The organism is Hydrogenophaga sp. 2FB (assembly GCF_005503365.1).
GTDB lineage: Bacteria > Pseudomonadota > Gammaproteobacteria > Burkholderiales > Burkholderiaceae_C > Hydrogenophaga.
This window is the reverse complement of sequence record NZ_SCML01000006.1, coordinates 58601-80180: the sequence shown is the minus strand read 5'-3', so window position 1 is coordinate 80180 and position 21580 is coordinate 58601. Positions and strand designations below refer to the sequence as shown.

The window sequence follows — 21580 nt, the reverse complement described above, 5'->3', positions numbered from 1 at the left end:
CCTCTTTGCAATGCGGCGCCAGCGCCTCTCCGTCAGTCCAGTTTGCCGTGGCAGTGTTTGTATTTTTTCCCGCTGCCGCAGGGGCACGGATCGTTTCGACCGACACGCGGCACCTCGCCCGCAGGTCGGGCCGCGGCCGCGATGGCCGCATCCGCGATGGTCTCCGCCTCGCCAGTCTCGGTCGGCGCGGTGTAGGTGACGTTGGCGATCTGCTCGGCACGTTCTTCGAGTTGTTCGGCCGCCGCGGTCATCTGTTCGGCCGACTGCACACGCACATTCATCAGCGTGCGGGTGACGTCGTTCTTCACGCTGTCCAGCAGCTGTCCGAACAGGATGAAGGCTTCGCGTTTGTATTCCTGCTTGGGCTGCTTCTGCGCGTAGCCGCGCAGGTGGATGCCCTGGCGCAGGTAGTCGAGTGCCGAGAGGTGATCGCGCCATTGGCTGTCAATGGTCTGCAGCAGCACCACACGCTCGAACTGGGTGAAGTTCTCTTCACCCACCAACCCGACCTTGCCCTCAAACACGGCTTTGGCGGCGGCCTGCACGCGCTCGACGATCTCTTCCACGTCGATGGATTCCGCGTCCGACACCCAGCTGTTGACCGGCGCCTCCACCGACCACTGTTCGCGCAACGCGCGCTCAAGCGACGGCAGATCCCACTGTTCTTCCACGCTGCCTTCGGGCACGTATTCGTGCACAAGGTCCATGAAGCATCCCTCGCGCAGGGAGTCGATTTGCGCGCGCAGCGAGGTGGCGTCCAGGATGTCGTTGCGCTGCTGGTAGATCACCTTGCGCTGGTCGTTGGAGACGTCGTCGTACTCGAGCAGCTGCTTGCGGATGTCGAAGTTGCGCGCCTCCACCTTGCGCTGCGCGCTCTCGATACTGCGCGTGACGATGCCCGCCTCGATCGCCTCGCCCTCGGGCATCTTCAGGCGGTCCATGATCGCGCGCACGCGGTCGCCCGCGAAGATGCGCATGAGCGAGTCGTCCAGGCTCAGGTAGAAGCGCGAGGAACCGGGGTCGCCCTGGCGGCCCGAACGACCGCGCAACTGGTTGTCGATACGGCGCGATTCGTGGCGCTCGGTCGCGATGATGCGCAGGCCACCCAACGCCTTGACCTTTTCGTGGTCCTGCTGCCATTGCGCGCGGACCGCCTCGATTCGGGCGGCCTTGGTCGCGTCATCGAGCGCCTCGTCGCGCTGCACCGCATCGACCATCTTCTCCAGGTTGCCCCCGAGCACGATGTCGGTGCCGCGACCGGCCATGTTGGTGGCGATGGTGATGGCGCCCGGGCGCCCCGCCTGGATGATGATGTCGGCTTCACGCGCGTGCTGCTTGGCGTTGAGCACTTCGTGCGGCAGGTTCTCGGCCTGCAGCAGGCCCGCGATGATCTCGGAATTCTCGATCGACGACGTGCCCACCAGCACCGGCTGCCCACGCTCGTGGCACTCGCGAATGTCTTCGATGGCCGCGACGTACTTCTCTTTGGTGGTCTTGTAGACCCGGTCCAGCTGGTCGACGCGCTTGCTCGGCCGGTTGGGCGGAATCACGACCGTCTCAAGACCGTAGATTTCCTGGAATTCGTACGCCTCGGTGTCGGCCGTGCCCGTCATGCCCGAGAGCTTGCTGTACAGGCGGAAGTAGTTCTGAAAGGTGATGGAGGCCAGTGTCTGGTTCTCCGGCTGGATTGCCACACCCTCTTTCGCCTCCACGGCCTGGTGCAGGCCATCGCTCCAGCGGCGGCCCGACATCAGGCGGCCCGTGAACTCGTCGACGATCACGATTTCGCCGTTCTGGTTCACATAGTGCTGGTCGCGGTGGTACAGATGGTGTGCCTTGAGCGAGGTCACCAGGTGGTGCAACAGCGCAATGTTGGCCGGGTCGTACAGCGAAGCGCCATCGGGCAACAGGCCGGCCTGGCTCAGCAGGCGCTCGGCGTTCTCGTGACCCTGCTCGGTCATGTGAACGGCATGCGACTTCTCGTCCACCGTGAAATCGCCGGGCTTGGTCACGCCCTCACCCGTGCGCGGGTCCGCTTCGCCTTCCTGGCGCGTCAAATGGGGCACCAGTTGCTTGATGGCGACGTACACCTGCGTCTGGTCTTCGGCCTGACCGCTGATGATCAGCGGCGTGCGGGCCTCGTCGATCAGGATCGAGTCGACCTCGTCGACGATGGCGTAGTTCAGGCCGCGCTGCACACGGTCGGCCGCCTCGTACACCATGTTGTCGCGCAGGTAGTCGAAGCCGTATTCGTTGTTGGTGCCGTAGGTGATGTCGGCGCCATAGGCAGCCTGCTTGTCCTCGCGCGGCGCCTGGGGCAGGTTGATGCCGACGCTCAATCCGAGGAAGTTGTAAAGGCGGCCCATCCACTGCGCGTCGCGGCTCGCCAGGTAGTCGTTGACGGTGACCACGTGAACGCCTTTGCCGGTCAGCGCATTCAGATACACCGGCAGCGTGGCGGTCAGCGTCTTGCCTTCGCCGGTGCGCATCTCGGCCACCTTGCCGTGGTGCAACGCCAGGCCACCGACCAGCTGCACGTCGAAGTGGCGCATCTTCATCACGCGCTTGCTGGCCTCGCGCACCACCGCAAAGGCTTCGGGCAGCAGCGCGTCGAGCGTCTCGCCCTGCGCAAGGCGCTGCTTGAACGCCGCGGTCTGCGCCTTCAGGTCGTCGTCACTGAGTTGTTCAAACTTCGCTTCCAGACCATTGATGCGCTCCACCGTCTTGCGATACGTCTTCAGGAGACGGTCATTGCGGCTACCAAAGATTTTGGTGAGGAAGTTAGTGGCCATACGTGCGGGCCTGCGCCGGACACCCTGTGGGTTCCGGGCAAGCAAATGTAGATTGGAGGGCTCTGGTGAACCCGGAAGCAAAAGACGGGGGCAACCCGTGATGTGCAGTCGAGTGCAACGCTTTCAAGAGCAAAGCGCGCATTTTACCCGCCGCGCCCAGGCCGGCTCAGGGCTTGCGGGAAGCCGGCGCGGCTTGCTTGGCCGAGGCCAGATTTTCGCCAGCGGCCAGGAAGCGACCCGGGTCCTGCGGCACGCCCGCGACCCAGACCTCGAAATGCAAATGCGGCCCGGTGGACCGCCCGGTGGTCCCGACTTCCGCGATTTTCTGACCCCGCTTCACAATGTCGCCCTTCTTCACCAGCACCTTGGAGCTGTGTGCGTAGCGGGTGATGAGGTCGTTTCCATGGTCGATTTCGACCATGTTGCCGTAGGCCGCGTGGTACTCCTGAACCACCACGACGCCGCCGGCGGCCGCCAGAATGGGCGTGCCCGGCTCGGCCGGAAAGTCCAGGCCGGTGTGCAACGCGGAGCGGCCCGTGATGGGATCGATGCGAAAGCCGAACGGCGAACCCACCGGCGTGTTCGCCACGGGCTTTTCGGTCGGCACCATGGTGCGCTGGATCTTCTGATCGAACAGGCGCGATTCCACCACCGTCAGCCAATCGACGCGTGAGCCGCTGGTTTGGTCGATCTGATCCAGGGCGGCCATCAACTCTTCCATGCTCAGATCACGCCCACCCACCAGCGCGCCACCCGACCCCTGCGGCGCCTTGAACTGTGCCGGGTTCAGGCCGGCCAGCCCCGCCACGCGCTCACCCAACGAGTCGATCTGCACCATGCGCGCCTGCATTTCGCCGAGCCGTCGGGCCATGGCGTCCAGGTTGGCGCGCAGATAAGCGTTCTGGGAGCTGGCTTCGTTCTGATGCACAAGCCGGGCCACCGGGGCAAAGCCCGGCCAGCTCCGCCGCACGCCTTCCAGAAACACCCAGTGATAGGTGGTGATCGCACCCAGCATCAACAACACCGAAGCCAGTACGCCGACGCCCATCAGCTTGAACCCGCTGAGGTGCATGGCCCGGCTCTTGGCCAGCCAGGCGTCCGTGATAATGATGTGCACTGTGTTCTACCTTTCCAAGTCTGTTCGGCCACGCCGGACGACTTCGCCGTCAACGTATGCCTGCCGCCCCCAAATCCCACAACACGTTCACGCTGGAACAAGCGGTGGGAGCGGCGCCATCACTCGCCGCGCTGCAGGAGCGAATCCGTGAATCCCGGTGGTGCCTTGATCAGGTTCAACACCTGATACCTGCCGGCATGCGAGCGCATGTTCGGCCTGGACCTTTGCAGGACCAGGAATGGTGCCTGCTGGTGGCCAGCGCTGCGGCCTCGACCAAGCTGCGGCAGTTGGTGCCCGCGCTGCAGCTCGCTTTGACCCAAAGGGGTGCGCAGGTTACCGCAATCCGCATCAAAGTCCAAACATCGGGACGATAAGCGCGCCTTGGGCGCGTGCATGCGGTGGGTGGTGCCGCTTGTCTGACTCGAACAGACGACCTATCGCTTACAAGGCGATTGCTCTACCAACTGAGCTAAAGCGGCGGACCGAAAATTTTACTTGACCCGTTTCAGCTGGGGCTTGCCGCCTGGCCGGCCCGGACTCGGTGGCAACTCCGGCGGTTCACCCGCCTCCGTGGCCGCGGTATCGCTGGTGACAGCACGCAACGATGCGCCGCCGCGCGCCGAACCCTCTGATGCCACCTCGCCCGCCGCGGCATCGGTGACCGCATCGCCTGCTGGCGCCTGCAGGCCCTTGGCAACCGGCGCGGGAAACGCCATGCCCTGCCCGTTCTCGCGCGCATAGATCGCGATCACATGGGTCACCGGCACCACGATCTCGCGCGCCACGCCGCCAAACCGCGCCTTGAATTCGATGAAATCGTTGCCCAGCCGGAGCGCGCTGGTGGCGTCCATGCTGACGTTGAGCACGATCTCACCGTTTTTCACGAACTCCATCGGCACGCGCACGGACGCATCGACCTGCACCGCGATATACGGTGAAAACCCGTTGTCGACACACCACTCGTGCAGCGCACGGATCAGGTATGGCCGGGTGGAAGGGGTGTCCTGTTCGAAGGCGCTCATGGAGTTTGGATGGACGTGATCACGGCAAAGTGCCCGCCAGACCTTACTTGCGCATCACTTTCTCGGAAGGCGTGAGCGCTTCGATATAGGCAGGGCGCGAGAAGATGCGCTCGGCGTACTTGAGCAGCGGAGCAGCATTCTTGCTGAGCTCGATGCCGTAAAAATCCAGGCGCCAGAGCAAGGGAGCGATGGCCACGTCCAGCATGGAGAAGTTGTCGCCCAGCATGAACTTGTTTTTCAGGAACACCGGCGCGAGCTGGGTCAAGCGATCACGAATGTGCGAACGGGCCTTTTCCAGCGCCTTTTCGTTGCCCTTGGAACTGCGCGACTCGAGCATGGACACGTGGGTGAACAGCTCCTTTTCGAAGTTCAACAGGAACAGACGAACGCGCGCACGGTCCACCGGATCGCCCGGCATCAGTTGGGGGTGCGGGAAGCGCTCGTCGATGTACTCGTTGATGATGTTCGACTCGTAGAGGATCAGGTCGCGCTCCACCAGGATGGGCACCTGGCCATACGGGTTCATGACACTGATGTCTTCCGGCTTGTTGTAGAGGTCGACGTCCCGGATCTCGAAGTCCATGCCTTTTTCAAACAGCACGAAACGGCAGCGGTGGGAGTAAGGGCAGGTGGTGCCCGAATACAAGACCATCATGAGGGAGTCTCCTTAAAGCAAAAAACAGTGGTTTGCATCCATGCCCGGCAGGCACTGCAAACCACTGTGGAACGGTCGGGACGGTCTTCGATGAGCCCGTCCCAGCCGGATCGGATTATTTGACGTCTTTCCAGTACGACGCATTCAGGCGCCAGGCCACGACGGTGAAGATGCCCAGGAACAGCAGCACCCAGACACCAATGCGCACGCGCGAGTTCTGCGCCGGTTCGGCCATCCACTGCAGGTAGGCAACGAGGTCACCCACGTTGTCGTCGTAAGCGGCTTCGCTGAGCGTGCCGGCCTTGACCATGGTCCAGCCCTTGACGCGCTCGACTTCGTGGCCATGGCTCATGACCTTTTCGTGCACCGGGGCGCGCTCGCCTTGCAGTTGCCACAGCGGGTGCGGCATGCCGATGTTCGGGAAGGCGAGGTTGTTCCAACCGGTCGGCTTGGTGTCGTCGCGGTAGTAGCTGCGCAGCAAGGTGTAGACGTAGTCGGCGCCGGTGCCGGCGTGGCCGGAGCGTGAACGTGCGACCAGGGTGAGGTCGGGCGGGTTGGCGCCGAACCAGGCTTTGGCCTGACGCGGATCGATCGTTGCCTTCATCGTGTCACCGATCTTGTCGGTGGCGAAGACGAGGTTTTCAGCGATCTGCTTGTCGTTCAAACCGATGTCGCGCAGGCGGTTGTAGCGCATGAACGCGGCCGAATGGCAGCTCAGGCAGTAGTTGACGAACAGCTTGGCGCCGTTTTGCAGGGCCGCCATGTCGTTGGTGCGCTGCGGCGCCTTGTCCAGCGGAATGCCGCCGCCAGCGGCCAAGGCCGCGCCCGACAAGCCCATGGCCAACATGAAGCCCACGAGGATTTTTTTCATTTGCTTGACTCTCCGGATTGGCTCGTGGGTTCAGTGAGGCTGGAAGGTGACGCGGTCGGGCACCGGCTTGAATTCGCCGATGCGGCTCCACCACGGCATCAGGAGGAAGAAGCCGAAGTAGAACAGCGTACCCACCTGCGACACGCGTTCGCCAATGGGCGACGGCGGCTGCACGCCCAGGTAACCCAGGATCAGGAAGTTGATCACGAACACGGTGTAGAGCCAGAAGTTCCAGCTCGGACGGTAGCGGATCGATTTGACGGGGCTGTTGTCGAGCCAAGGCAGGAAGAACAGGATGATGACCGCGCCACCCATGGCCACAACGCCCCAGAACTTGGCGTCGATGGACAGCATGAGCGCCACCAGCACCAGCGCCGCGATCACGATGCCGGCCTTGATCGCGCCGGACACGCGGGCCTTGATGGCACCCAGCACCGCGGCGATGACGACGATGGCCACGAGGGCGTACATCATTTCCGAGGTGATGGCGCGCAGCATCGAATAGAACGGCGTGAAGTACCAGACCGGTGCAATGTGCAGCGGCGTCACCAGCGGATCGGCCGGGATGAAGTTGTTGTACTCGAGGAAGTAACCACCGAACTCGGGCGCAAAGAAGATGATCGCCGAGAACACCATCAGGAAGACCGAGACGCCCAGCAGGTCGTGCACGGTGTAGTACGGATGAAACGGAATGCCATCAACCGGCTTGCCCGAGGCATCCTTGTTGGCCTTGATCTCCACGCCATCGGGGTTGTTCGAGCCCACTTCATGCAGCGCGATGATGTGCGCCACCACCAGACCCAGCAGCACCAGCGGCACGGCGATCACGTGGAAGCTGAAGAAGCGGTTGAGCGTGGCGTCACCCACCACGAAGTCGCCTCGGATCAGCAGGGCGAGGTCAGGACCGACGAAGGGGATCGCCGAGAACAGGTTGACGATCACCTGGGCGCCCCAGTAGGACATCTGCCCCCAGGGCAGCAAGTAGCCCATGAAGGCCTCGGCCATCAGGCACAGGAAGATCGCGCAGCCGAACACCCAGACCAGTTCGCGCGGCTTGCGGTAGCTGCCGTAGATCAGGCCGCGGAACATGTGCATGTAGACCACGACGAAGAATGCAGAGGCGCCGGTGGAGTGCATGTAGCGGATCAACCAGCCCCAGGGCACGTCGCGCATGATGTATTCCACCGAGGCGAAGGCCAGGTTGGCGTCCGGCTTGTAGTGCATCACCAGGAAGATGCCGGTAACGATCTGGATCACCAGCACCAGCAGCGCCAGCGAGCCGAAAAAGTACCAGAAGTTGAAGTTCTTGGGTGCGTAGTACTCGGAGAGGTGCTCCTTGTACATCTTGGACAGCGGGAAGCGGTTGTCGACCCAGTTCAGTGCTTTCTGACCGATCGGCGCGTCGGGGGATATTTCTTTGAATTCAGCCATGGGATGCCTCAGTAATCCGTTGCGTTGCCTGCCAGCGCCGAGGCTCAGGCTTGTTTTTCTTCACCCACCAGCAGGGTGGTTTCGGACACATAGTAGTGCGGAGGCACTTCCAGATTGTCGGGTGCGGGCTTGTTCTTGAACACGCGACCCGCCACGTCGAACGTGGAACCATGGCAAGCGCAGAGGAAGCCACCCTTCCAGTCGTCCGGCAGCGAAGGCTGCGGGCCGGGGGTGAATTTGTCGCCGGGCGAGCAGCCCAGGTGGGTGCAGATGCCGACGGTGACGAGGTACTCGGGTTTGATCGAGCGATGGCGGTTCTTGGCGTATTCCGGCGTGGGGTAGTTGGTGCGCTCGGACTTCGGATCGGCCAGCTGGCCTTCGATGGTCTCCAGGGCAGCCAGTTGCTCCGGCGTGCGGCGCAGGATCCACACGGGCTTGCCGCGCCACTCGACCACCATTTTTTCACCCGGCTGAATGCCGGAAATGTCCACCTCGACAGGTGCACCGGCGGCCTTGGCCCGCTCGGAAGGCTGGAAGGTGCTCACGAAGGGAACGGCGACGGCGGCGGCACCCGCGCCACCCATGGCGCACGAGGTGATCAGCCAGGTTCTGCGGCCGCGATCAACAGTCGCACCGGCGGTTGCTTCACTCATGGGGATCTTTCAATGAGAGTCGAGACGGGACACTAGGGACAACCCGGCATTGTACTGGAGCGACTGCGGGGCTTTGCCGCTTGTCGGAGAAGAGAACTGGGCTATTGGCTCGGCACAATTCATAAGGAGTTCACCGTGGCACACGGGGGCTGTGTGAGAATGATTCGCGGCCGTGCCTTGGCATGCCTGCTGATCTGACTTTCACACAACCCAACCGCTGGAGAACAACATGGGCATGATGCAAGAGTTCAAGGAATTTGCCGTCAAGGGCAATGTGATCGACCTGGCTGTAGGCGTGATCATTGGCGGCGCTTTCGGCAAGATCGTCACCTCGATGGTGGACGACATCATCATGCCGATCGTGGGCGCCGTGTTTGGCAACCTGGACTTCACGAACCTGTTCATTGCGCTGGGCAGCGTGCCGGCAGGCACGCCGGCGACGCTGGCCGGGTTGAAGGCCGCTGGCGTGCCCACACTGGCCTACGGCAGCTTCATCACGGTGGCGCTGAACTTCGCCATCATGGCGTTCATCATCTTCATCATGGTCAAGCAGATCAACCGCCTCAAGCGCGAAGCGCCGCCCGCCCCGGTGGAGGCACCTGCAACGCCCGAAGACATCGCGCTGCTGCGCGAAATCCGCGACAGCCTCAAGCAACGCTAGGCACCGCCTCCAGGGCCGCGTCGATCGCGGCCAACAGACTCGCGGCGCTGGCCTGGCCGGTGCCGGCGATGTCGAACGCCGTGCCATGGTCCGGGCTGGTGCGCACGAACGGCAAACCCAGGGTGGTGTTCACACCGTGCTCCAGCCCCAGCAGTTTGACCGGGATCAAACCCTGGTCGTGGTACATCGCCACCACCACATCGAAGGCGCCTTGGCGCGCGCGCATGAACACCGTGTCCGGCGCGTGAGGCCCGCTGGCCAGCACGCCTTCGGCCCGTGTCAGCTCGATGGCCGGAGCAATGACCTCGATTTCCTCCCGGCCAAACAAGCCGCCCTCCCCCGCGTGGGGGTTCAACCCGGCCACGGCAATACGCGGCGCGGCGAATCCGGCGCGCCGGAAATGCGCGTGGGTGATGCGGATCGTCTGCAGCACCTGCTCCCGCGTCACGGCCTGCAAGGCCTGGCGCAGCGACACGTGAATGCTCACCAGCACCGTGCTCAACCCAGGGCAACTGAGCATCATGCGCACCGGCAAGGCCTGCACCGACACGCCCGCGTGCGCCGCCGCGAGCGACTGCAACAGCTCGGTGTGCCCGGGATGGTCCACGCCAGCTGCGGCCAGTGCTTCCTTCTGGATCGGCGCGGTCACCACGGCGCGAGCACGGCCCCACAGCGCAGCCTGCGCCGCCCACTGGATGCAGTCGGCGGCCGCGCGCCCGGCTCGGGCGTCGATGCGGCCGAAAGCGGGCGGCTGCGACAAGGCACAGGCCTGCACGACGGCCATGCAGCCGGACGGCACATGTGCCAAGGCAGGCAAGTCTTCGATTTCGGCCAGAACCAGGGCGTCACGGGCCGACCCCGCTTCGGGGGCCGTGAGGCGCAGCGCACGGTGCATGGTCGCGACATCACCCGCGACGACCACATGCCGCAGCAAGGCCGGGCGTTCGCGGAATGCCTTGGCGACGATCTCCGGGCCGATGCCGGCCGGATCGCCCATGCTCAGAACGATGGGCAGCGCAACAGAAGCAGGCATGTGATGTCTCAGGCGGGGTTGTGAATGTCGATGAACACGTGCTCAAGCCCGAGCTGTGCCGCCACGTGCGCTCCCACCGCCGGCGCGCCGTAGCGCTCGGAGGCGTGGTGGCCACACGCGATGTAGGCCACGCCACATTCGCGCGCGTAGTGCGCCTGGGGCTCGGAGATTTCACCGGTGATGAACACGTCCGCGCCGGCCGCAATGGCCGCTTCAAAGTAGCCCTGCGCCCCACCGGTGCACAGCGCCACGTGTTGCACTGGACGATCGGGCTCGGCCACCAGCGTGACTGCGCGCCCCAGCCGTTCGCTCACGTGCTCGGACAGTGCCGCCGCACTGTCCGAGCGGCGCTCGCCCATGAAGCCCAGGGCCTGTTCGCCGAAGCGGCCGCGGGCATCGGGGTAGATGGCAACGCCGAGATGGCGTGCGAGCTGCGCGTTGTTGCCCAGTTCGGGATGCGCGTCCAGCGGCAGGTGGTACGCAAACAGGTTGATGTCATGGGCCAGCAGCAGCGACAGGCGCTGCTTCATCCAGCCCGTCACGCGACCGTCCTGTCCGCGCCAGAACAGGCCGTGGTGCACCAGAATGGCATCGGCCTTCTCGGCAATGGCCGCCTCGATCAGGGCTCGGCTGGCGGTCACGCCGCTGACGAGTTTGCGCACCTCGGCGCGCCCCTCCACCTGCAGGCCGTTCGGGCCGTAGTCCTTGAACTGCGCGGGCTGCAGCAAGTCATTCAAGGCGTCGGTCAGGGCGGTGCGCTGGGCGGGCATGGGCATGAAAGCGAAGACGAGTGGGGCCCTCCATTCTGACAGTCGCGCGCGGTCCCGGCGGACCGATCCGGGTCCCTGTGACACCATCCACCATCGCCCATATGCGGGACAATATCCCACGTGACACGGCCTGGCCGGGCCGCCCCTCAACCCGTTGGCACCCTTCATGAAACGTCTCTGGCTTCTGTTTGCCCAAACCGTCACCGTCCTGGTCGCCGCGCTGTTCGTGGTGAGCACCTTGCAACCCCAGTGGCTGGGGCGGCAGGGCTCGTCGGTCGTGCCGGTGTTCGAGGCTCCATCGGGCGCGCCCGCGGCCGCGGCGGAGGGGTCGGGCAGCTTCCGCGCCGCCGCGCGCACGGCATCGGCGGCCGTGGTCAGCATCAACACCAGCAAGGCGCCGGTCAACAACCCGCAAAGCGCGGACCCCTGGTTCCGCTTCTTCTTTGGCGACCAGGCGCCGTCGCAGCAGCAAAGTGGCCTGGGTTCGGGAGTGATCGTGAGCCCGGCGGGTTATGTGCTGACCAACAACCACGTGATCGAGGAAGCCGACGAAATCGAAGTCATCCTCAACGACGGCCGCAAGGCGGTGGCCCAGGTCATTGGCACGGATCCGGAAACCGATCTGGCAATTCTGAAGATCGCCCTCACCGACCTGCCAGTCATCACGCTGGGCAACTCGGACGCGCTCGAAATCGGTGACCAGGTGCTGGCCATCGGCAACCCGTTTGGCGTGGGCCAGACCGTCACCAGCGGCATCGTGAGCGCCCTCGGTCGCACGCAGCTGGGCATCAACACCTTCGAGAACTTCATCCAGACCGACGCCGCCATCAACCCGGGCAACTCTGGGGGCGCGCTGGTGGACGTGGCCGGGCAGTTGATGGGCATCAACACGGCGATTTACTCGCGCTCGGGTGGCTCCATGGGCATCGGGTTCGCGATTCCCACGTCGACCGCGCGCAGCGTGATGGAAGCGATCGTGAAAGACGGAAAGGTCACGCGCGGCTGGATCGGCGTGGAGCCTCAGGACCTGAGCCCCGAGCTGGCCGAGAGCTTCGGCCTGCAGCCCGGCTCGGGCGTCATCATCAGCGGCGTTCTGCAGAACGGCCCGGCCGCGCAAGCCGGCGTGCGCCCCGGTGACGTGATCACGGCCGTGGCCGGTCGACCGGTCACCACGGTGGCACAACTCTTGTCGGCCGTGGCCAACCTGGCGCCCGGCACGCCGGCCACGCTGGATGTGGTGCGGCGCGAGGGCAAGGCGAAGATCGAAGTGACGCCCGGTCGGCGCAACCTGCCGCGCCAGCAAACCGCCCCGCGCTGAGGCGCTGCTGCTGCGTTAGGACGACGCGGCTTCCTCTTCCTTGGCTTCTTCGTCGGTCTGCGCGGTCGACTTGATGAACCATTGCGCACCCCAGATGCCCAGCTCGTAGAGCAGGCACATGGGCACGGCAAGGGCCAGTTGCGAAATCACGTCGGGTGGCGTGACCACCGCCGCGACGACGAAGGCCACGACGATGAAGTAGCCCCGGAATTCCTTGAGCATCTTCACCGTCACCATCTTCATCTTGACCAGCAGCACCACCACGATGGGCACCTGGAAAGCCAGGCCGAAGGCGAGGTACAGCGACAGGATGGCCTCGACATACGAGGCAATGTCTGGCGTGGCGGCCACGCTGGCGGGCGTGAACTTCTGGATGAAGCCGAACATCTTGTCCAGCACGAAGAACTGCACGAAGGCGATACCCACGTACGCCAGCAAACTGCCCAGGATGATCAGCGGGATCGCAAAACGCCGTTCATGGCTGTAGAGGCCGGGCGCCACGAAGGCCCACACCTGGTACATCCACCACGGCAAGGACAGCAGCAGCGCCGCCATGGCCAGCACCTTGATCGGCACGAAGAAGGGTGAGAACACGCCGACGGCGATCAGCTTGGCATCCGGCGGCATGTGGGCCCGGATGGGCACCGCGATCAGGTCGATCAAGCCACTGGGGCCGGGCCAGAACGCCAACAAGGCCATGCAGATGGCCAGACCGATGATGCCGTACAGGAGCCGGTCGCGCAGCTCCATGAGGTGCTGGACGAACGGCTGCTCGGTACCGGCGAGTTCGTCGGTGGAATCTTTGGGGTCGGACATCAACGGGGGGCGGAAGAGGAGCGCGGCCGGAACCGGGCCACGCGGGCCGCACCGGATTGGGTGCGGGTGCGCACGCCGGTGCGGGCTTTGAACCACTGGGGCATCGCCTTCTGCTTCAGGCGCCAGTTCTTCTTGGGGTGTTTGTAAACGGGCGGCTCGAGCGAGCCCAGCGGGGCATTCGCGTCGTACGAGGTCGACGTGCCGTCGAGCCCGGCCGTGGCATCGGACCACGACTTCTCGAAGTCGTTGACACCGCCTTGCACCGTGGCGCCGACGTCGCGCGCGGCCTCGGTCATGGTGTCCTTCATTTTCTTGAGCTCTTCGAGCTCCATCGAACGGCTGACTTCGGCCTTCACGTCCGACACGTAGCGCTGCGCCTTGCCCAGCAAGGCGCCCACCGTGCGGGCCACGCGGGGCAGTTTCTCGGGACCGATGACGATCAACGCCACCGCTCCGATCAACGCAAGTTTGGAAATGCCCAGATCAATCATGTGTCGGCCATTCTGCGGGCAAGGTCGGGTGGACGGACGTCAACCCGAAGGTGTGTGCAACGAGGTCACGAAACGGGATGCCCCTGCGCAACCGGGTCATCAGCTTTTGTGCTTGGCCTCGACGTCGATGGTGTTCTTGTCGGTGCGGGTGTCTTGCGTAACCTGTCCCGGTGCGGCCTCGTTGTCGGCGGGGTTTTGCCCACCTTCCTTCATGCCGTCCTTGAAACCCTTGACCGCGCCGCCCAGATCGGACCCGAGGTTCTTGAGTTTCTTGGTGCCGAACACCATCACCACGATCAGCAGCACGATCAGCCAGTGCCAGATGGAAAACGAACCCATGTGTTTCTCCAGATAGGGAATAGAGCGGTAGTCGCCTTGCTTGGGATTCTAAGCCCGGGGAGGAGTTCAGCCCGCTCGCAAGACCCCATACAAAGGCCTTGCGCAGGGGTGATCAGCCGCGCAGCCAGGGACGCGGACCGCCGATGACGTGGACATGGAGATGGTGCACTTCCTGGCCCCCTTCGGCGCCGTTGTTGCACACGATGCGAAATCCGCCTTCGGGGTACGGATTGCAGCCCTGCTCCTGCGCCAGACGCGGGGCCAGGGTCATCATGCGGCCCATCAGCCGCTCGTGCTCGGGGCCGAGCTGGGCCATGGAGGGCAGGTGTTCCTTGGGCACCATCAGGAAGTGCACCGGCGCCCACGGGTGGATGTCGTGAAAAACGAAGATGTCGTCGTCTTCGTAGACCTTCTTCGACGGAATCTGGCCGGCGATGATCTTGCAGAAGATGCAGTTGGGATCGTGTGCGCTCATGGGGTCAAGGAAATGGAGGTTCAGTCGGGCATGGGCTGGCTGGCGTTCATGCGCACCATGCCCTTGACGATGCGGTAGAGGAACCAGATCGAGATCAGGCACCAGGCGATCCAGCCCGGCGCCAGGAACAGCAGCCACAGCGGCAGTGTCACGAGGTACAGCACCGCGGCCCAGATCACCGTGCGGATGCGCCAGGAAAAGTGGCTGGCCTGCCAGGTGCCTTCGGCCTCGCTCTTCTTCACCAGATCGATGATCAGGGCGACGATCAACAGCACCGGGCTGACCTGCGCGCCAGGGAAGACGGCGGCCACGGCCACCAGCAAGTGCAGGACGTAACTCACCCAGCCCACGGTCTTGAGGGACTGGGCCTTCTCGCTGTCCACGGCCTTGATGTCGATGATGTCGCTCATGAGGGACTCCTTTTCAATCGGTGTGCGGGCCTGGAGCCGCTTCGCGCTGCAGCACCTTGCGCATGGCCTTCTCTTCCAGGCCACTCAGTCCTTCGCGGCGCGTCAGCTCGGCGATCACGTCGGCCGGGCTCAGGTTGTAGTGGGCGAGCGCGATCATGCAGTGGAACCACAGGTCGGCGGTTTCGTTCACCAGCTTCTGCGGGTCACCACCGTGGTCCAGGTCCTTGGCCGCCATCACGGCCTCGGTGGCCTCTTCGCCGATCTTCTTCAGGAAGGCATCTGGGCCTTTGTGCAGCAGGCGGGCGACGTAGCTTTTCTCGGGATCGCCGCCGTTGGCCGGCTTGCGACCTTCGATCACGGCGGCCAGGCGCGCCAGGTCATCGTTGGTGGACATATTCACTTGTAAATCGATTCGGGGTCTTTGAGCACGGGCTCGACGGCGTTCCAGCGGTCGGTTTCCAGGCGTTGGAAGAAGCAGCTGTGGCGACCGGTGTGGCAGGCGATGCCGGGCTCGTGCCCAAGTTGCGTCACCTTGAGCAGCACCACGTCGTTGTCGCAGTCCATGCGGATGTCGTGCACGGTCTGCACGTGGCCGGATTCCTCGCCTTTGAACCAGAGCCGCCCACGCGAGCGGCTGTAGTAGACCGCGCGACCGAGCTCGGCCGTTTTCGCCAGCGCCTCGCGGTTCATCCAGGCGAACATCAACACGTCGCCCGTGGCGGCCTCTTGCGCGATCACGGGCACCAGGCCTTGCGCGTCCCACTTCACTTCGTCGAGCCAGTTCATTCGAGGAATCTACCATGGGCCTCGGCCCTGGACACCCCTGCGCCGCGAATGCCGTTAGGATGGATCGGTCCATTGACCGGCAACCTGCGGCCCCGCCCGCTCAACGACGAGGAACACCATGAAAATTCGAACCCTGCTCCTGGTCCTGTTCATCCTGTTCATCGCAGGCTTCGTGGCCCTGAACTTCGAACAGATCCTGCAACCCACCGCGATCAATTTCGGCGTCACCCAGGTACAGGCGCCCATGGGCCTGGTGCTGCTGGGCATGCTGGCCCTGGTGCTGGTGGTGTTCCTCGGCGCGCTGGTGTATTACCAGACGCTTCACTTGATGGAAGTGCGGCGCATCACGCGCGAGGCGGCCGATCAGCGCGTGCTGGCCGACAAGGCCGAGGCATCGCGCTTCACGGAACTGCGGCAGTACCTGCAGAACGAGCTGCAGGCGACCGCGGCGCGCGAACGCGAGCTGTCGGACAGGATCAGCCTGAAGATGGACCAGGTGCAGGCCGCGCTGACCCAGGTGGTGGAGCAGACCGGCAATGGCCTGAGCGCAACCGTCGGTGAACTGGAAGACCGGCTGGAGCGGCAGTTCCCGGCGCGCGGCGACCACGCCTGACGGCGAGGCTCAGCGCCGAACCGGAATACCGCGTTCGGCCATGCGGGCCTTGGCCTGCGCCACGGTGAACTCGCCGTAGTGGAAGATGCTGGCGGCCAGCACCGCATCCGCCCCACCCTGTTGCACGCCGTCGGCCAGGTGGTCCAGGTTGCCCACGCCGCCCGAAGCGATCACGGGGACGGTCACCGCGTCGGCCACCGCGCGGGTGAGCGCAAGGTCAAAACCCGACTTCGTGCCGTCGCGGTCCATGCTGGTCAGCAGAATTTCGCCCGCGCCGTGTTCGGCCATGCGGCGCGCCCACGCCACCACGTCCAGACCGGTGTTCTTGCGTCCACCATGGCTGTACACGTCCCAGCCTTCGCCGCGCTGGGCCAGGTCGTCGCCCTGGCGGCGCTTGGCGTCGATGGCCACCACGATGCACTGCGCGCCGTATTTGTCGGACGCATCGCGGATCACTTGCGGGTTGGCGATGGCGGCGGAGTTGAAGCTGGTCTTGTCGGCCCCGGCGTTGAGCAGGCGGCGCACATCTTCCACCGTGCGCACACCGCCGCCCACCGTGAGCGGGATGAAAACCTGCGAGGCCACGGCTTCGATGATGTGCAGGATGAGATCGCGGCCGTCGGAGGTGGCCGTGATGTCCAGGAAAGTCAGCTCGTCGGCGCCCTGCTCGTTGTAGCGCGCCGCGATTTCCACCGGGTCGCCCGCGTCGCGCAATTCGACGAAGTTCACGCCCTTGACGACGCGACCGCCGGTCACGTCCAGGCAGGGGATGATGCGTTTGGCCAGCGTCATCCGTTGAGCTCGTCGGCCAGGTTCTGCGCCGCTTCGAAGTCCAGGTCGCCGCTGTAGATCGAGCGGCCGCAGATCACACCTTCCACGCCCTCGTCTTCCACGGCGCACAGCGCGCGGATGTCTTCCAGGTTGGACAGCCCACCCGAGGCAATGACGGGAATCGAGAGCGCCTGCGCCAGCTTGACGGTGGCGTCGATGTTGATGCCCGAGAGCATGCCATCGCGGCCGATGTCGGTGTAGATGATGCCTTCGACGCCGTAGTCCTCGAACTTCTTGCCCAGGTCCACCACCTCGTGGCCGGTGAGCTTGCTCCAGCCGTCGGTGGCGACCTTGCCGTCCTTGGCGTCGAGGCCGACGATGATGTGGCCGCCGAACGCGGTGCAGGCATCCTGCAGGAAGCCCGGGTTCTTCACGGCCGCGGTGCCGATGATCACGTAGCGCAGGCCGGCGTCGAGGTAGCGCTCGATGGTGTCGAGGTCGCGGATGCCACCGCCCAGTTGCACGTCCACCTCGGAACCCACCTCTTTCAGGATGGCGCGGATCGCCTGTTCGTTCTTCGGTTTGCCGGCGAAGGCCCCGTTGAGGTCCACCAGGTGCACGCGCCGCGCGCCCTTGTCGACCCAACTGCGGGCAATGGCCGCCGGGTTGTCGCCGAACACCGTGGATTGGTCCATGTCGCCCTGTTTGAGGCGAACGCACTGGCCGTCTTTCAGATCAATGGCAGGAATCAGCAGCATGATGGTGTGGGTGGAAGGCGGATGGACTCAGGGGTTCCAGGAGAGGAAGTTGCGGTAGAGCGCCAGGCCCTGATCGGCGCTTTTTTCCGGGTGAAACTGGGTGGCAAAAATATTATCGCGGGCAATGGCGGCGGCAAAACGCCCGCAGTAGTCTGCTTCGCCCACGCAGTGCGCGGCTTGGGCCGGCCGAGCATAGAAGCTGTGCACGAAGTAGAAATAGGCGCCATCCCCGATATTGGCCCACAACGGGTGTGCCGGGCCGCGCCCAAGGTCGTGAAACACCGGGTTCCAGCCCATCTGGGGCACCTTGAAGCGGCTGCCATCGGCCTGCAAGCGGCCTTCGAGCTGAAAGCGCACCACCTCGCCGGGGATCAGGCCCAGGCCGTCGGTCGGGCCTTCTTCGCTGCGGTCCAGCAACATCTGCATGCCCACGCACACGCCGAACAAGGGCTTGTTGGCCGCAGCATGCAGCACGGCATTCAGCAGCCCGGAGGCCGCGAGCTCGCGCATGCAATCGCCCATGTGGCCTTGGCCGGGCAGCACCACCCGGTCGGCGTCGAGCACGGCCTGTGCATCGGCGGTGACGAGCACCTCCACATCTTCGGCGCGCGCCACGTGCTGCACGGCCTGCGACACGGAGCGCAGGTTTCCGCTGCCGTAGTCCACCACGGCGACTGTCTTGCGTTTCATCGGAAGGGAGCGCTTAGAGCGAGCCTTTGGTCGAGGGAATCACGTCGCCCATGCGCGGGTCGCGCTCCAGGGCCATGCGCAGAGCGCGGGCAAATGCCTTGAACACGGTTTCGGCCTGGTGGTGGGCGTTTTCGCCGTGCAGGTTGTCGATGTGCAGCGTCACACCAGCGTGGTTGACGAAGCCCTGGAAGAACTCGAACGCGAGCTGCGTGTCGAATCCGCCGACCATACCGCTCTTGAAGGGCACGCGCATGTGCAGGCCCGGGCGGCCCGAGAAGTCGATGACGACGCGCGACAGCGCTTCGTCCAGCGGCACGTAGGCGTGGCCGTAGCGGCGGATGCCCTTCTTGTCGCCCACGGCCTGCGCAAAGGCCTGGCCGAGCGTGATGCCCACGTCTTCCACGGTGTGGTGGCCATCGATGTGCAGGTCGCCCTTGGCCTGGATGTCGAGGTCGATCAGCCCATGGCGGGCGATCTGGTCGAGCATGTGGTCGAAGAAGCCGATGCCCGTGGAGAGCTGGGCCGCGCCCGTGCCATCGATGTTGATGCGCACACCGATCTGTGTCTCCGCGGTATTGCGTTGCACATGTGCCACGCGGTCGGCGACGGAAGAAGCGGAAATCGGCTGGGTCATAGGGAGGTTTGAAGGGCGCGGATCAACTGGTCGTTTTCCGACGGCGTGCCCACCGTCAGTCGCAGGCATTGGGCCAGCAGAGGATGCATTTTAGAAACATTCTTCACCAGAATGCCCCGGGCCTTAAGTCCATCGAAGGCGCGTTGCGCATCGGGCACACGCACCAGCACCATGTTGGCCTCGCTGGGGAAGGGTTTGACGCCCGGCATGTGGGCCAGCGCGTCGATAAGCACGGTGCGCTGCTCGCGGATCTGGGCGGCCTGCTCAGCGAATACCTCGGCGCGTTCCAGCGCGAACAGGGCGCACTCGGCGTTGAGCACGCTCACGTTGTACGGCGGGCGCAGCTTGTCGATTTCGTGCACCAGCGTCTGCGCGCCGAGCATGTAGCCGATGCGCACCCCGGCCAGGCCGAACTTGGAGAGCGTGCGCATGAGCAGCACATGGGCGTTGACCTGCGGGTGGGCCCGGATCTCGTCGAGCCAGCTGCGGCTGGAAAACGGCTGGTAGGCCTCGTCCATCACCACCAGGCCACCGAAACCCGCCACTTCTGCGATCAGGCGGCGGATGGTGTCTGCGTTCCAGAGATTGGCGGTGGGGTTGTTGGGGTAGGCGATGTAGGTGATAGCGGGCTTGTGCTCGCGCATCGCGGCCAGCATGGCGGCTTCGTCGAGTTCGAAGTCGGCCGTGAGCGGCACGCCGACGAACTTCAGGCCTTGCAGCTGTGCGCTCATGGCGTACATCACGAAACCCGGCAGCGGCGCCAGGATGGACGCGCCGGGCAGGTCGCAGCCCATGGCGAGCAGCGAAATCAGTTCATCCGAGCCGTTGCCGAGCATCAGGCCGCAGCCCTCGGGCAGGTCCACGTAGCGGGCCAGCGCCTGCTTGAGTTCGTCGATGCGGGCACCGGGGTAGCGGTGGATGGCGACGGTGCCCAGGCGCGCGCCCAGTTCGGCCTGCAACGCCGGCGGCAGGGCGAACGGGTTTTCCATCGCGTCGAGCTTGACCATGCCGGCCGCGTCCTGGATGGCGTACGCGTGCATGGACTGCACGTCCTGGCGGATCACGCCCAAGGGGTTCTGGCTCATGAGACCTCTCGCATCGGCGGCACGTCGTTCAGTCGCAACTCGGCCGCGCGCGCGTGCGCCTGCAGGCCTTCGCCGTACGCCATTTCGGCGGCGATCTGGCCCAGGCCCTGCGCGCCGGCCTGGCTCACTTCGATCAGGCTGCTGCGCTTCTGGAAGTCGTACACGCCCAGCGGCGACGAGAAACGCGCGGTGCCGCTGGTGGGCAGCACGTGGTTGGGGCCGGCACAGTAGTCGCCCAGGCTTTCGCTGGTGTACGCGCCGAGAAAGATCGCACCGGCATGCTTGAGCAGCGGCTCCCAGCGGTGCGGCTCGGCGCTGGAGACCTCCAGGTGCTCGGGCGCAATGCGGTTGCTGATGGCGCAGGCCTCTTCCATGCTGCGGGTGTGGATCAGCGCACCGCGGTCGTTCAGGCTCTTGGCGATGATGGCCGCGCGCGGCATCGTGGGCAGCAGGCGATCGATTTCGCGCTGCACCGCCTCGATGTAAGCCGCGTCCGGGCACAGCAGGATGCTTTGCGCGAGTTCGTCGTGTTCGGCCTGGCTGAACAGGTCCATCGCCACCCATTCGGCCGGCGTGCTGCCGTCGGCGAGCACGAGGATTTCACTCGGGCCGGCGATCATGTCGATGCCGACCGTGCCGAAGACGCGTTTCTTGGCGCTGGCCACGTAGGCGTTGCCGGGGCCGGTGATCTTGTCGACCTTGGGCACGGTGGCCGTGCCATAGGCCAGCGCGGCCACGGCCTGCGCGCCACCGATGGTGAAAGCTCGGGTGACGCCAGCCACGTAGGCCGCCGCAAGCACCAGGTTGTTGCGTTCGCCACGCGTTTCCGTGGCGACCCCGCTGCCCCCCGTGGCGACACTGCCGCGCACCGGCGTGGGCACGACCATGATGATCTCCTGCACGCCGGCCACGTGAGCGGGCACGGCATTCATGATCAGGCTGGAAGGGTACGCCGCCTTGCCACCGGGCACGTAGATGCCGACGCGGTCCAGCGGCGTGACCTTCTGGCCCAGCAGCGTGCCGTCGTCGTCGCGGTAGCTCCAGCTCTCGCCACCGGCTTTCTTCTGCGCCTCGTGGTAGCTGCGCACGCGGCGCGTGGCGGCTTGCAGGGCTTCGCGCTGGGCAGCGGGCAGGCCGTCGAACGCGGCCTTGAAGTCGGCCTGCGTCAGCTCCAGGTCGGCCATGCCGCTCGCGGCCAGGCCGTCGAAGCGCGCGGTGTACTCGAGCACCGCTGCGTCGCCGCGCGTGCGCACGTCGGCCAGGATGTCGGCCACGCGCTGCTCGATCGCACCGTCGGTCTCGTCCGACCAATGCAGGCGGGCAGCGAACTGCGCCTCGAAATCTGCGGCGGCGGTGGACAGGCGGACGGGACGGGCAGAAAGGCTCATG

General features: G+C 64.9%; 26 protein-coding genes and 1 tRNA gene. 4 read left to right on the top strand and 23 right to left on the bottom strand.

Going from position 1 to position 21580, the window contains the following annotated elements:
* Positions 1–32: 32 nt before the first annotated feature.
* Positions 33–2792 (bottom strand): preprotein translocase subunit SecA, encoded by a 2760-nt coding sequence (gene secA, locus FFS09_RS05450; RefSeq protein WP_137917845.1) that lies wholly within the window; start codon positions 2790–2792, stop codon positions 33–35.
* A gap of 166 nt (positions 2793–2958) precedes the next feature.
* Positions 2959–3909, bottom strand: a complete 951-nt coding sequence (locus FFS09_RS05445; protein ID WP_171019884.1) for a M23 family metallopeptidase — start codon at positions 3907–3909, stop codon at positions 2959–2961.
* Positions 3910–3965: 56 nt separating this feature from the next.
* Here FFS09_RS05445 and FFS09_RS05440 point away from each other — a divergent pair, with 56 nt between their 5' ends.
* Positions 3966–4283 carry a DciA family protein gene (locus tag FFS09_RS05440; RefSeq protein WP_137917844.1) on the top strand — a complete coding sequence of 106 codons (318 nt, stop codon included), beginning with the start codon at positions 3966–3968 and terminating at the stop codon, positions 4281–4283.
* Between the two features lie 29 nt (positions 4284–4312).
* Here the strand turns inward: FFS09_RS05440 and FFS09_RS05435 are convergent.
* The 6 genes from FFS09_RS05435 to petA all read right to left on the bottom strand — a co-directional run bounded on the left by FFS09_RS05435 (position 4313) and on the right by petA (position 8541).
* Positions 4313–4388, bottom strand: a tRNA-Thr gene (locus FFS09_RS05435).
* A 12-nt stretch (positions 4389–4400) separates the two neighbouring features.
* The gene (locus tag FFS09_RS05430; RefSeq protein WP_137917843.1) at positions 4401–4931 is read right to left on the bottom strand and encodes a ClpXP protease specificity-enhancing factor; all 531 of its coding nucleotides are present in this window, start codon (positions 4929–4931) and stop codon (positions 4401–4403) included.
* A 43-nt stretch (positions 4932–4974) separates the two neighbouring features.
* Positions 4975–5586: a glutathione S-transferase N-terminal domain-containing protein gene (locus tag FFS09_RS05425; RefSeq protein ID WP_086122704.1), complete on the bottom strand. Its 612-nt coding sequence runs from the start codon at positions 5584–5586 to the stop codon at positions 4975–4977.
* Between the two features lie 115 nt (positions 5587–5701).
* Entirely contained in the window at positions 5702–6457 is a 756-nt protein-coding gene (locus FFS09_RS05420; RefSeq protein WP_137917842.1) for a cytochrome c1, read from the bottom strand.
* Positions 6458–6487: 30 nt separating this feature from the next.
* A complete protein-coding gene (locus tag FFS09_RS05415; protein ID WP_137917841.1) occupies positions 6488–7888 on the bottom strand; it encodes a cytochrome b in 1401 nt (466 codons plus the stop codon).
* Positions 7889–7932: 44 nt separating this feature from the next.
* Positions 7933–8541, bottom strand: coding sequence for a ubiquinol-cytochrome c reductase iron-sulfur subunit (gene petA / locus FFS09_RS05410; RefSeq protein WP_137917840.1), 609 nt, complete (start codon positions 8539–8541; stop codon positions 7933–7935).
* 229 nt (positions 8542–8770) lie between these two features.
* Here petA and mscL point away from each other — a divergent pair, with 229 nt between their 5' ends.
* Positions 8771–9202 carry a large conductance mechanosensitive channel protein MscL gene (mscL, locus tag FFS09_RS05405; RefSeq protein ID WP_137917839.1) on the top strand — a complete coding sequence of 144 codons (432 nt, stop codon included), beginning with the start codon at positions 8771–8773 and terminating at the stop codon, positions 9200–9202.
* On the opposite strand, the gene pdxA is transcribed toward mscL, so the two are convergent.
* Positions 9189–10235, bottom strand: a complete 1047-nt coding sequence (pdxA, locus tag FFS09_RS05400; RefSeq protein WP_137917838.1) for a 4-hydroxythreonine-4-phosphate dehydrogenase PdxA — start codon at positions 10233–10235, stop codon at positions 9189–9191. The genes mscL and pdxA overlap by 14 nt on opposite strands.
* 8 nt (positions 10236–10243) lie before the next feature.
* Entirely contained in the window at positions 10244–11005 is a 762-nt protein-coding gene (locus tag FFS09_RS05395; RefSeq protein WP_137917935.1) for a Nif3-like dinuclear metal center hexameric protein, read from the bottom strand.
* A 166-nt stretch (positions 11006–11171) separates the two neighbouring features.
* Between FFS09_RS05395 and FFS09_RS05390 the strand changes: the two genes are divergently transcribed.
* Positions 11172–12323, top strand: coding sequence for a S1C family serine protease (locus FFS09_RS05390; RefSeq protein ID WP_137917837.1), 1152 nt, complete (start codon positions 11172–11174; stop codon positions 12321–12323).
* Between the two features lie 15 nt (positions 12324–12338).
* Here the strand turns inward: FFS09_RS05390 and tatC are convergent, their stop codons facing one another.
* From tatC to hisI, 7 genes are all read right to left on the bottom strand, one after another.
* Positions 12339–13139 carry a twin-arginine translocase subunit TatC gene (gene tatC / locus FFS09_RS05385; RefSeq protein WP_137917836.1) on the bottom strand — a complete coding sequence of 267 codons (801 nt, stop codon included), beginning with the start codon at positions 13137–13139 and terminating at the stop codon, positions 12339–12341.
* Entirely contained in the window at positions 13139–13630 is a 492-nt protein-coding gene (gene tatB, locus FFS09_RS05380; RefSeq protein WP_137917835.1) for a Sec-independent protein translocase protein TatB, read from the bottom strand. The genes tatC and tatB overlap by 1 nt, the downstream gene beginning before the upstream one ends.
* A gap of 99 nt (positions 13631–13729) precedes the next feature.
* Positions 13730–13969 carry a Sec-independent protein translocase subunit TatA gene (gene tatA / locus FFS09_RS05375; RefSeq protein WP_137917834.1) on the bottom strand — a complete coding sequence of 80 codons (240 nt, stop codon included), beginning with the start codon at positions 13967–13969 and terminating at the stop codon, positions 13730–13732.
* Between the two features lie 112 nt (positions 13970–14081).
* Positions 14082–14444 (bottom strand): histidine triad nucleotide-binding protein, encoded by a 363-nt coding sequence (locus tag FFS09_RS05370; RefSeq protein WP_137917833.1) that lies wholly within the window; start codon positions 14442–14444, stop codon positions 14082–14084.
* Positions 14445–14464: 20 nt separating this feature from the next.
* The gene (locus FFS09_RS05365) at positions 14465–14854 is read right to left on the bottom strand and encodes a DUF4870 family protein (protein WP_137917832.1); all 390 of its coding nucleotides are present in this window, start codon (positions 14852–14854) and stop codon (positions 14465–14467) included.
* 13 nt (positions 14855–14867) lie between these two features.
* On the bottom strand, positions 14868–15248 hold the full coding sequence (locus FFS09_RS05360) for a phosphoribosyl-ATP diphosphatase (protein ID WP_137917831.1): 381 nt from the start codon (positions 15246–15248) through the stop codon (positions 14868–14870).
* A 2-nt stretch (positions 15249–15250) separates the two neighbouring features.
* Positions 15251–15649: a phosphoribosyl-AMP cyclohydrolase gene (gene hisI / locus FFS09_RS05355; protein ID WP_171019885.1), complete on the bottom strand. Its 399-nt coding sequence runs from the start codon at positions 15647–15649 to the stop codon at positions 15251–15253.
* Between the two features lie 109 nt (positions 15650–15758).
* Between hisI and FFS09_RS05350 the strand changes: the two genes are divergently transcribed.
* Positions 15759–16253 (top strand): LapA family protein, encoded by a 495-nt coding sequence (locus FFS09_RS05350; protein WP_137917829.1) that lies wholly within the window; start codon positions 15759–15761, stop codon positions 16251–16253.
* A 9-nt stretch (positions 16254–16262) separates the two neighbouring features.
* On the opposite strand, the gene hisF is transcribed toward FFS09_RS05350, so the two are convergent.
* Genes hisF through hisD form a run of 6 tightly spaced genes read right to left on the bottom strand, consistent with a single transcriptional unit; the run spans position 16263 to position 21579 of the window.
* Positions 16263–17045 (bottom strand): imidazole glycerol phosphate synthase subunit HisF, encoded by a 783-nt coding sequence (gene hisF, locus FFS09_RS05345; RefSeq protein ID WP_137917828.1) that lies wholly within the window; start codon positions 17043–17045, stop codon positions 16263–16265.
* Positions 17042–17782 (bottom strand): 1-(5-phosphoribosyl)-5-[(5-phosphoribosylamino)methylideneamino]imidazole-4-carboxamide isomerase, encoded by a 741-nt coding sequence (gene hisA, locus FFS09_RS05340; RefSeq protein ID WP_137917827.1) that lies wholly within the window; start codon positions 17780–17782, stop codon positions 17042–17044. Before hisA ends, hisF begins: the two co-directional genes overlap by 4 nt.
* 27 nt (positions 17783–17809) lie before the next feature.
* Complete coding sequence (gene hisH / locus FFS09_RS05335; protein ID WP_137917826.1) at positions 17810–18472, bottom strand: imidazole glycerol phosphate synthase subunit HisH; 663 nt, start codon at positions 18470–18472, stop codon at positions 17810–17812.
* 13 nt (positions 18473–18485) lie between these two features.
* Positions 18486–19106 (bottom strand): imidazoleglycerol-phosphate dehydratase HisB, encoded by a 621-nt coding sequence (gene hisB / locus FFS09_RS05330; protein ID WP_137917825.1) that lies wholly within the window; start codon positions 19104–19106, stop codon positions 18486–18488.
* The gene (gene hisC / locus FFS09_RS05325; protein WP_137917824.1) at positions 19103–20191 is read right to left on the bottom strand and encodes a histidinol-phosphate transaminase; all 1089 of its coding nucleotides are present in this window, start codon (positions 20189–20191) and stop codon (positions 19103–19105) included. The genes hisB and hisC overlap by 4 nt, the downstream gene beginning before the upstream one ends.
* Complete coding sequence (gene hisD / locus FFS09_RS05320) at positions 20188–21579, bottom strand: histidinol dehydrogenase (RefSeq protein ID WP_137917823.1); 1392 nt, start codon at positions 21577–21579, stop codon at positions 20188–20190. Before hisD ends, hisC begins: the two co-directional genes overlap by 4 nt.
* Position 21580: the final 1 nt, after the last annotated feature.

Excerpts from the sequence above, each read along its gene's own strand:
- tatA (WP_137917834.1), bottom strand. The coding sequence starts at position 13,969 with ATGGGTTCGTTTTCCATCTGGCACTGGCTGATCGTGCTGCTGATCGTG.
- hisB (WP_137917825.1), bottom strand. The coding sequence starts at position 19,106 with ATGACCCAGCCGATTTCCGCTTCTTCCGTCGCCGACCGCGTGGCACAT.
- hisD (WP_137917823.1), bottom strand. The coding sequence starts at position 21,579 with ATGAGCCTTTCTGCCCGTCCCGTCCGCCTGTCCACCGCCGCCGCAGAT.
- tatC (WP_137917836.1), bottom strand. The coding sequence starts at position 13,139 with ATGTCCGACCCCAAAGATTCCACCGACGAACTCGCCGGTACCGAGCAG.
- FFS09_RS05390 (WP_137917837.1), top strand. The coding sequence starts at position 11,172 with ATGAAACGTCTCTGGCTTCTGTTTGCCCAAACCGTCACCGTCCTGGTC.
- hisF (WP_137917828.1), bottom strand. The coding sequence starts at position 17,045 with ATGACGCTGGCCAAACGCATCATCCCCTGCCTGGACGTGACCGGCGGT.
- FFS09_RS05440 (WP_137917844.1), top strand. The coding sequence starts at position 3,966 with ATGCCTGCCGCCCCCAAATCCCACAACACGTTCACGCTGGAACAAGCG.
- FFS09_RS05430 (WP_137917843.1), bottom strand. The coding sequence starts at position 4,931 with ATGAGCGCCTTCGAACAGGACACCCCTTCCACCCGGCCATACCTGATC.
- petA (WP_137917840.1), bottom strand. The coding sequence starts at position 8,541 with ATGAGTGAAGCAACCGCCGGTGCGACTGTTGATCGCGGCCGCAGAACC.
- FFS09_RS05395 (WP_137917935.1), bottom strand. The coding sequence starts at position 11,005 with ATGCCCGCCCAGCGCACCGCCCTGACCGACGCCTTGAATGACTTGCTG.
- FFS09_RS05370 (WP_137917833.1), bottom strand. The coding sequence starts at position 14,444 with ATGAGCGCACACGATCCCAACTGCATCTTCTGCAAGATCATCGCCGGC.
- FFS09_RS05365 (WP_137917832.1), bottom strand. The coding sequence starts at position 14,854 with ATGAGCGACATCATCGACATCAAGGCCGTGGACAGCGAGAAGGCCCAG.
- FFS09_RS05360 (WP_137917831.1), bottom strand. The coding sequence starts at position 15,248 with ATGTCCACCAACGATGACCTGGCGCGCCTGGCCGCCGTGATCGAAGGT.
- FFS09_RS05350 (WP_137917829.1), top strand. The coding sequence starts at position 15,759 with ATGAAAATTCGAACCCTGCTCCTGGTCCTGTTCATCCTGTTCATCGCA.
- mscL (WP_137917839.1), top strand. The coding sequence starts at position 8,771 with ATGGGCATGATGCAAGAGTTCAAGGAATTTGCCGTCAAGGGCAATGTG.
- hisH (WP_137917826.1), bottom strand. The coding sequence starts at position 18,472 with ATGAAACGCAAGACAGTCGCCGTGGTGGACTACGGCAGCGGAAACCTG.
- hisC (WP_137917824.1), bottom strand. The coding sequence starts at position 20,191 with ATGAGCCAGAACCCCTTGGGCGTGATCCGCCAGGACGTGCAGTCCATG.
- hisA (WP_137917827.1), bottom strand. The coding sequence starts at position 17,782 with ATGCTGCTGATTCCTGCCATTGATCTGAAAGACGGCCAGTGCGTTCGC.
- FFS09_RS05420 (WP_137917842.1), bottom strand. The coding sequence starts at position 6,457 with ATGAAAAAAATCCTCGTGGGCTTCATGTTGGCCATGGGCTTGTCGGGC.
- FFS09_RS05415 (WP_137917841.1), bottom strand. The coding sequence starts at position 7,888 with ATGGCTGAATTCAAAGAAATATCCCCCGACGCGCCGATCGGTCAGAAA.
- secA (WP_137917845.1), bottom strand. The coding sequence starts at position 2,792 with ATGGCCACTAACTTCCTCACCAAAATCTTTGGTAGCCGCAATGACCGT.
- FFS09_RS05425 (WP_086122704.1), bottom strand. The coding sequence starts at position 5,586 with ATGATGGTCTTGTATTCGGGCACCACCTGCCCTTACTCCCACCGCTGC.
- pdxA (WP_137917838.1), bottom strand. The coding sequence starts at position 10,235 with ATGCCTGCTTCTGTTGCGCTGCCCATCGTTCTGAGCATGGGCGATCCG.
- tatB (WP_137917835.1), bottom strand. The coding sequence starts at position 13,630 with ATGATTGATCTGGGCATTTCCAAACTTGCGTTGATCGGAGCGGTGGCG.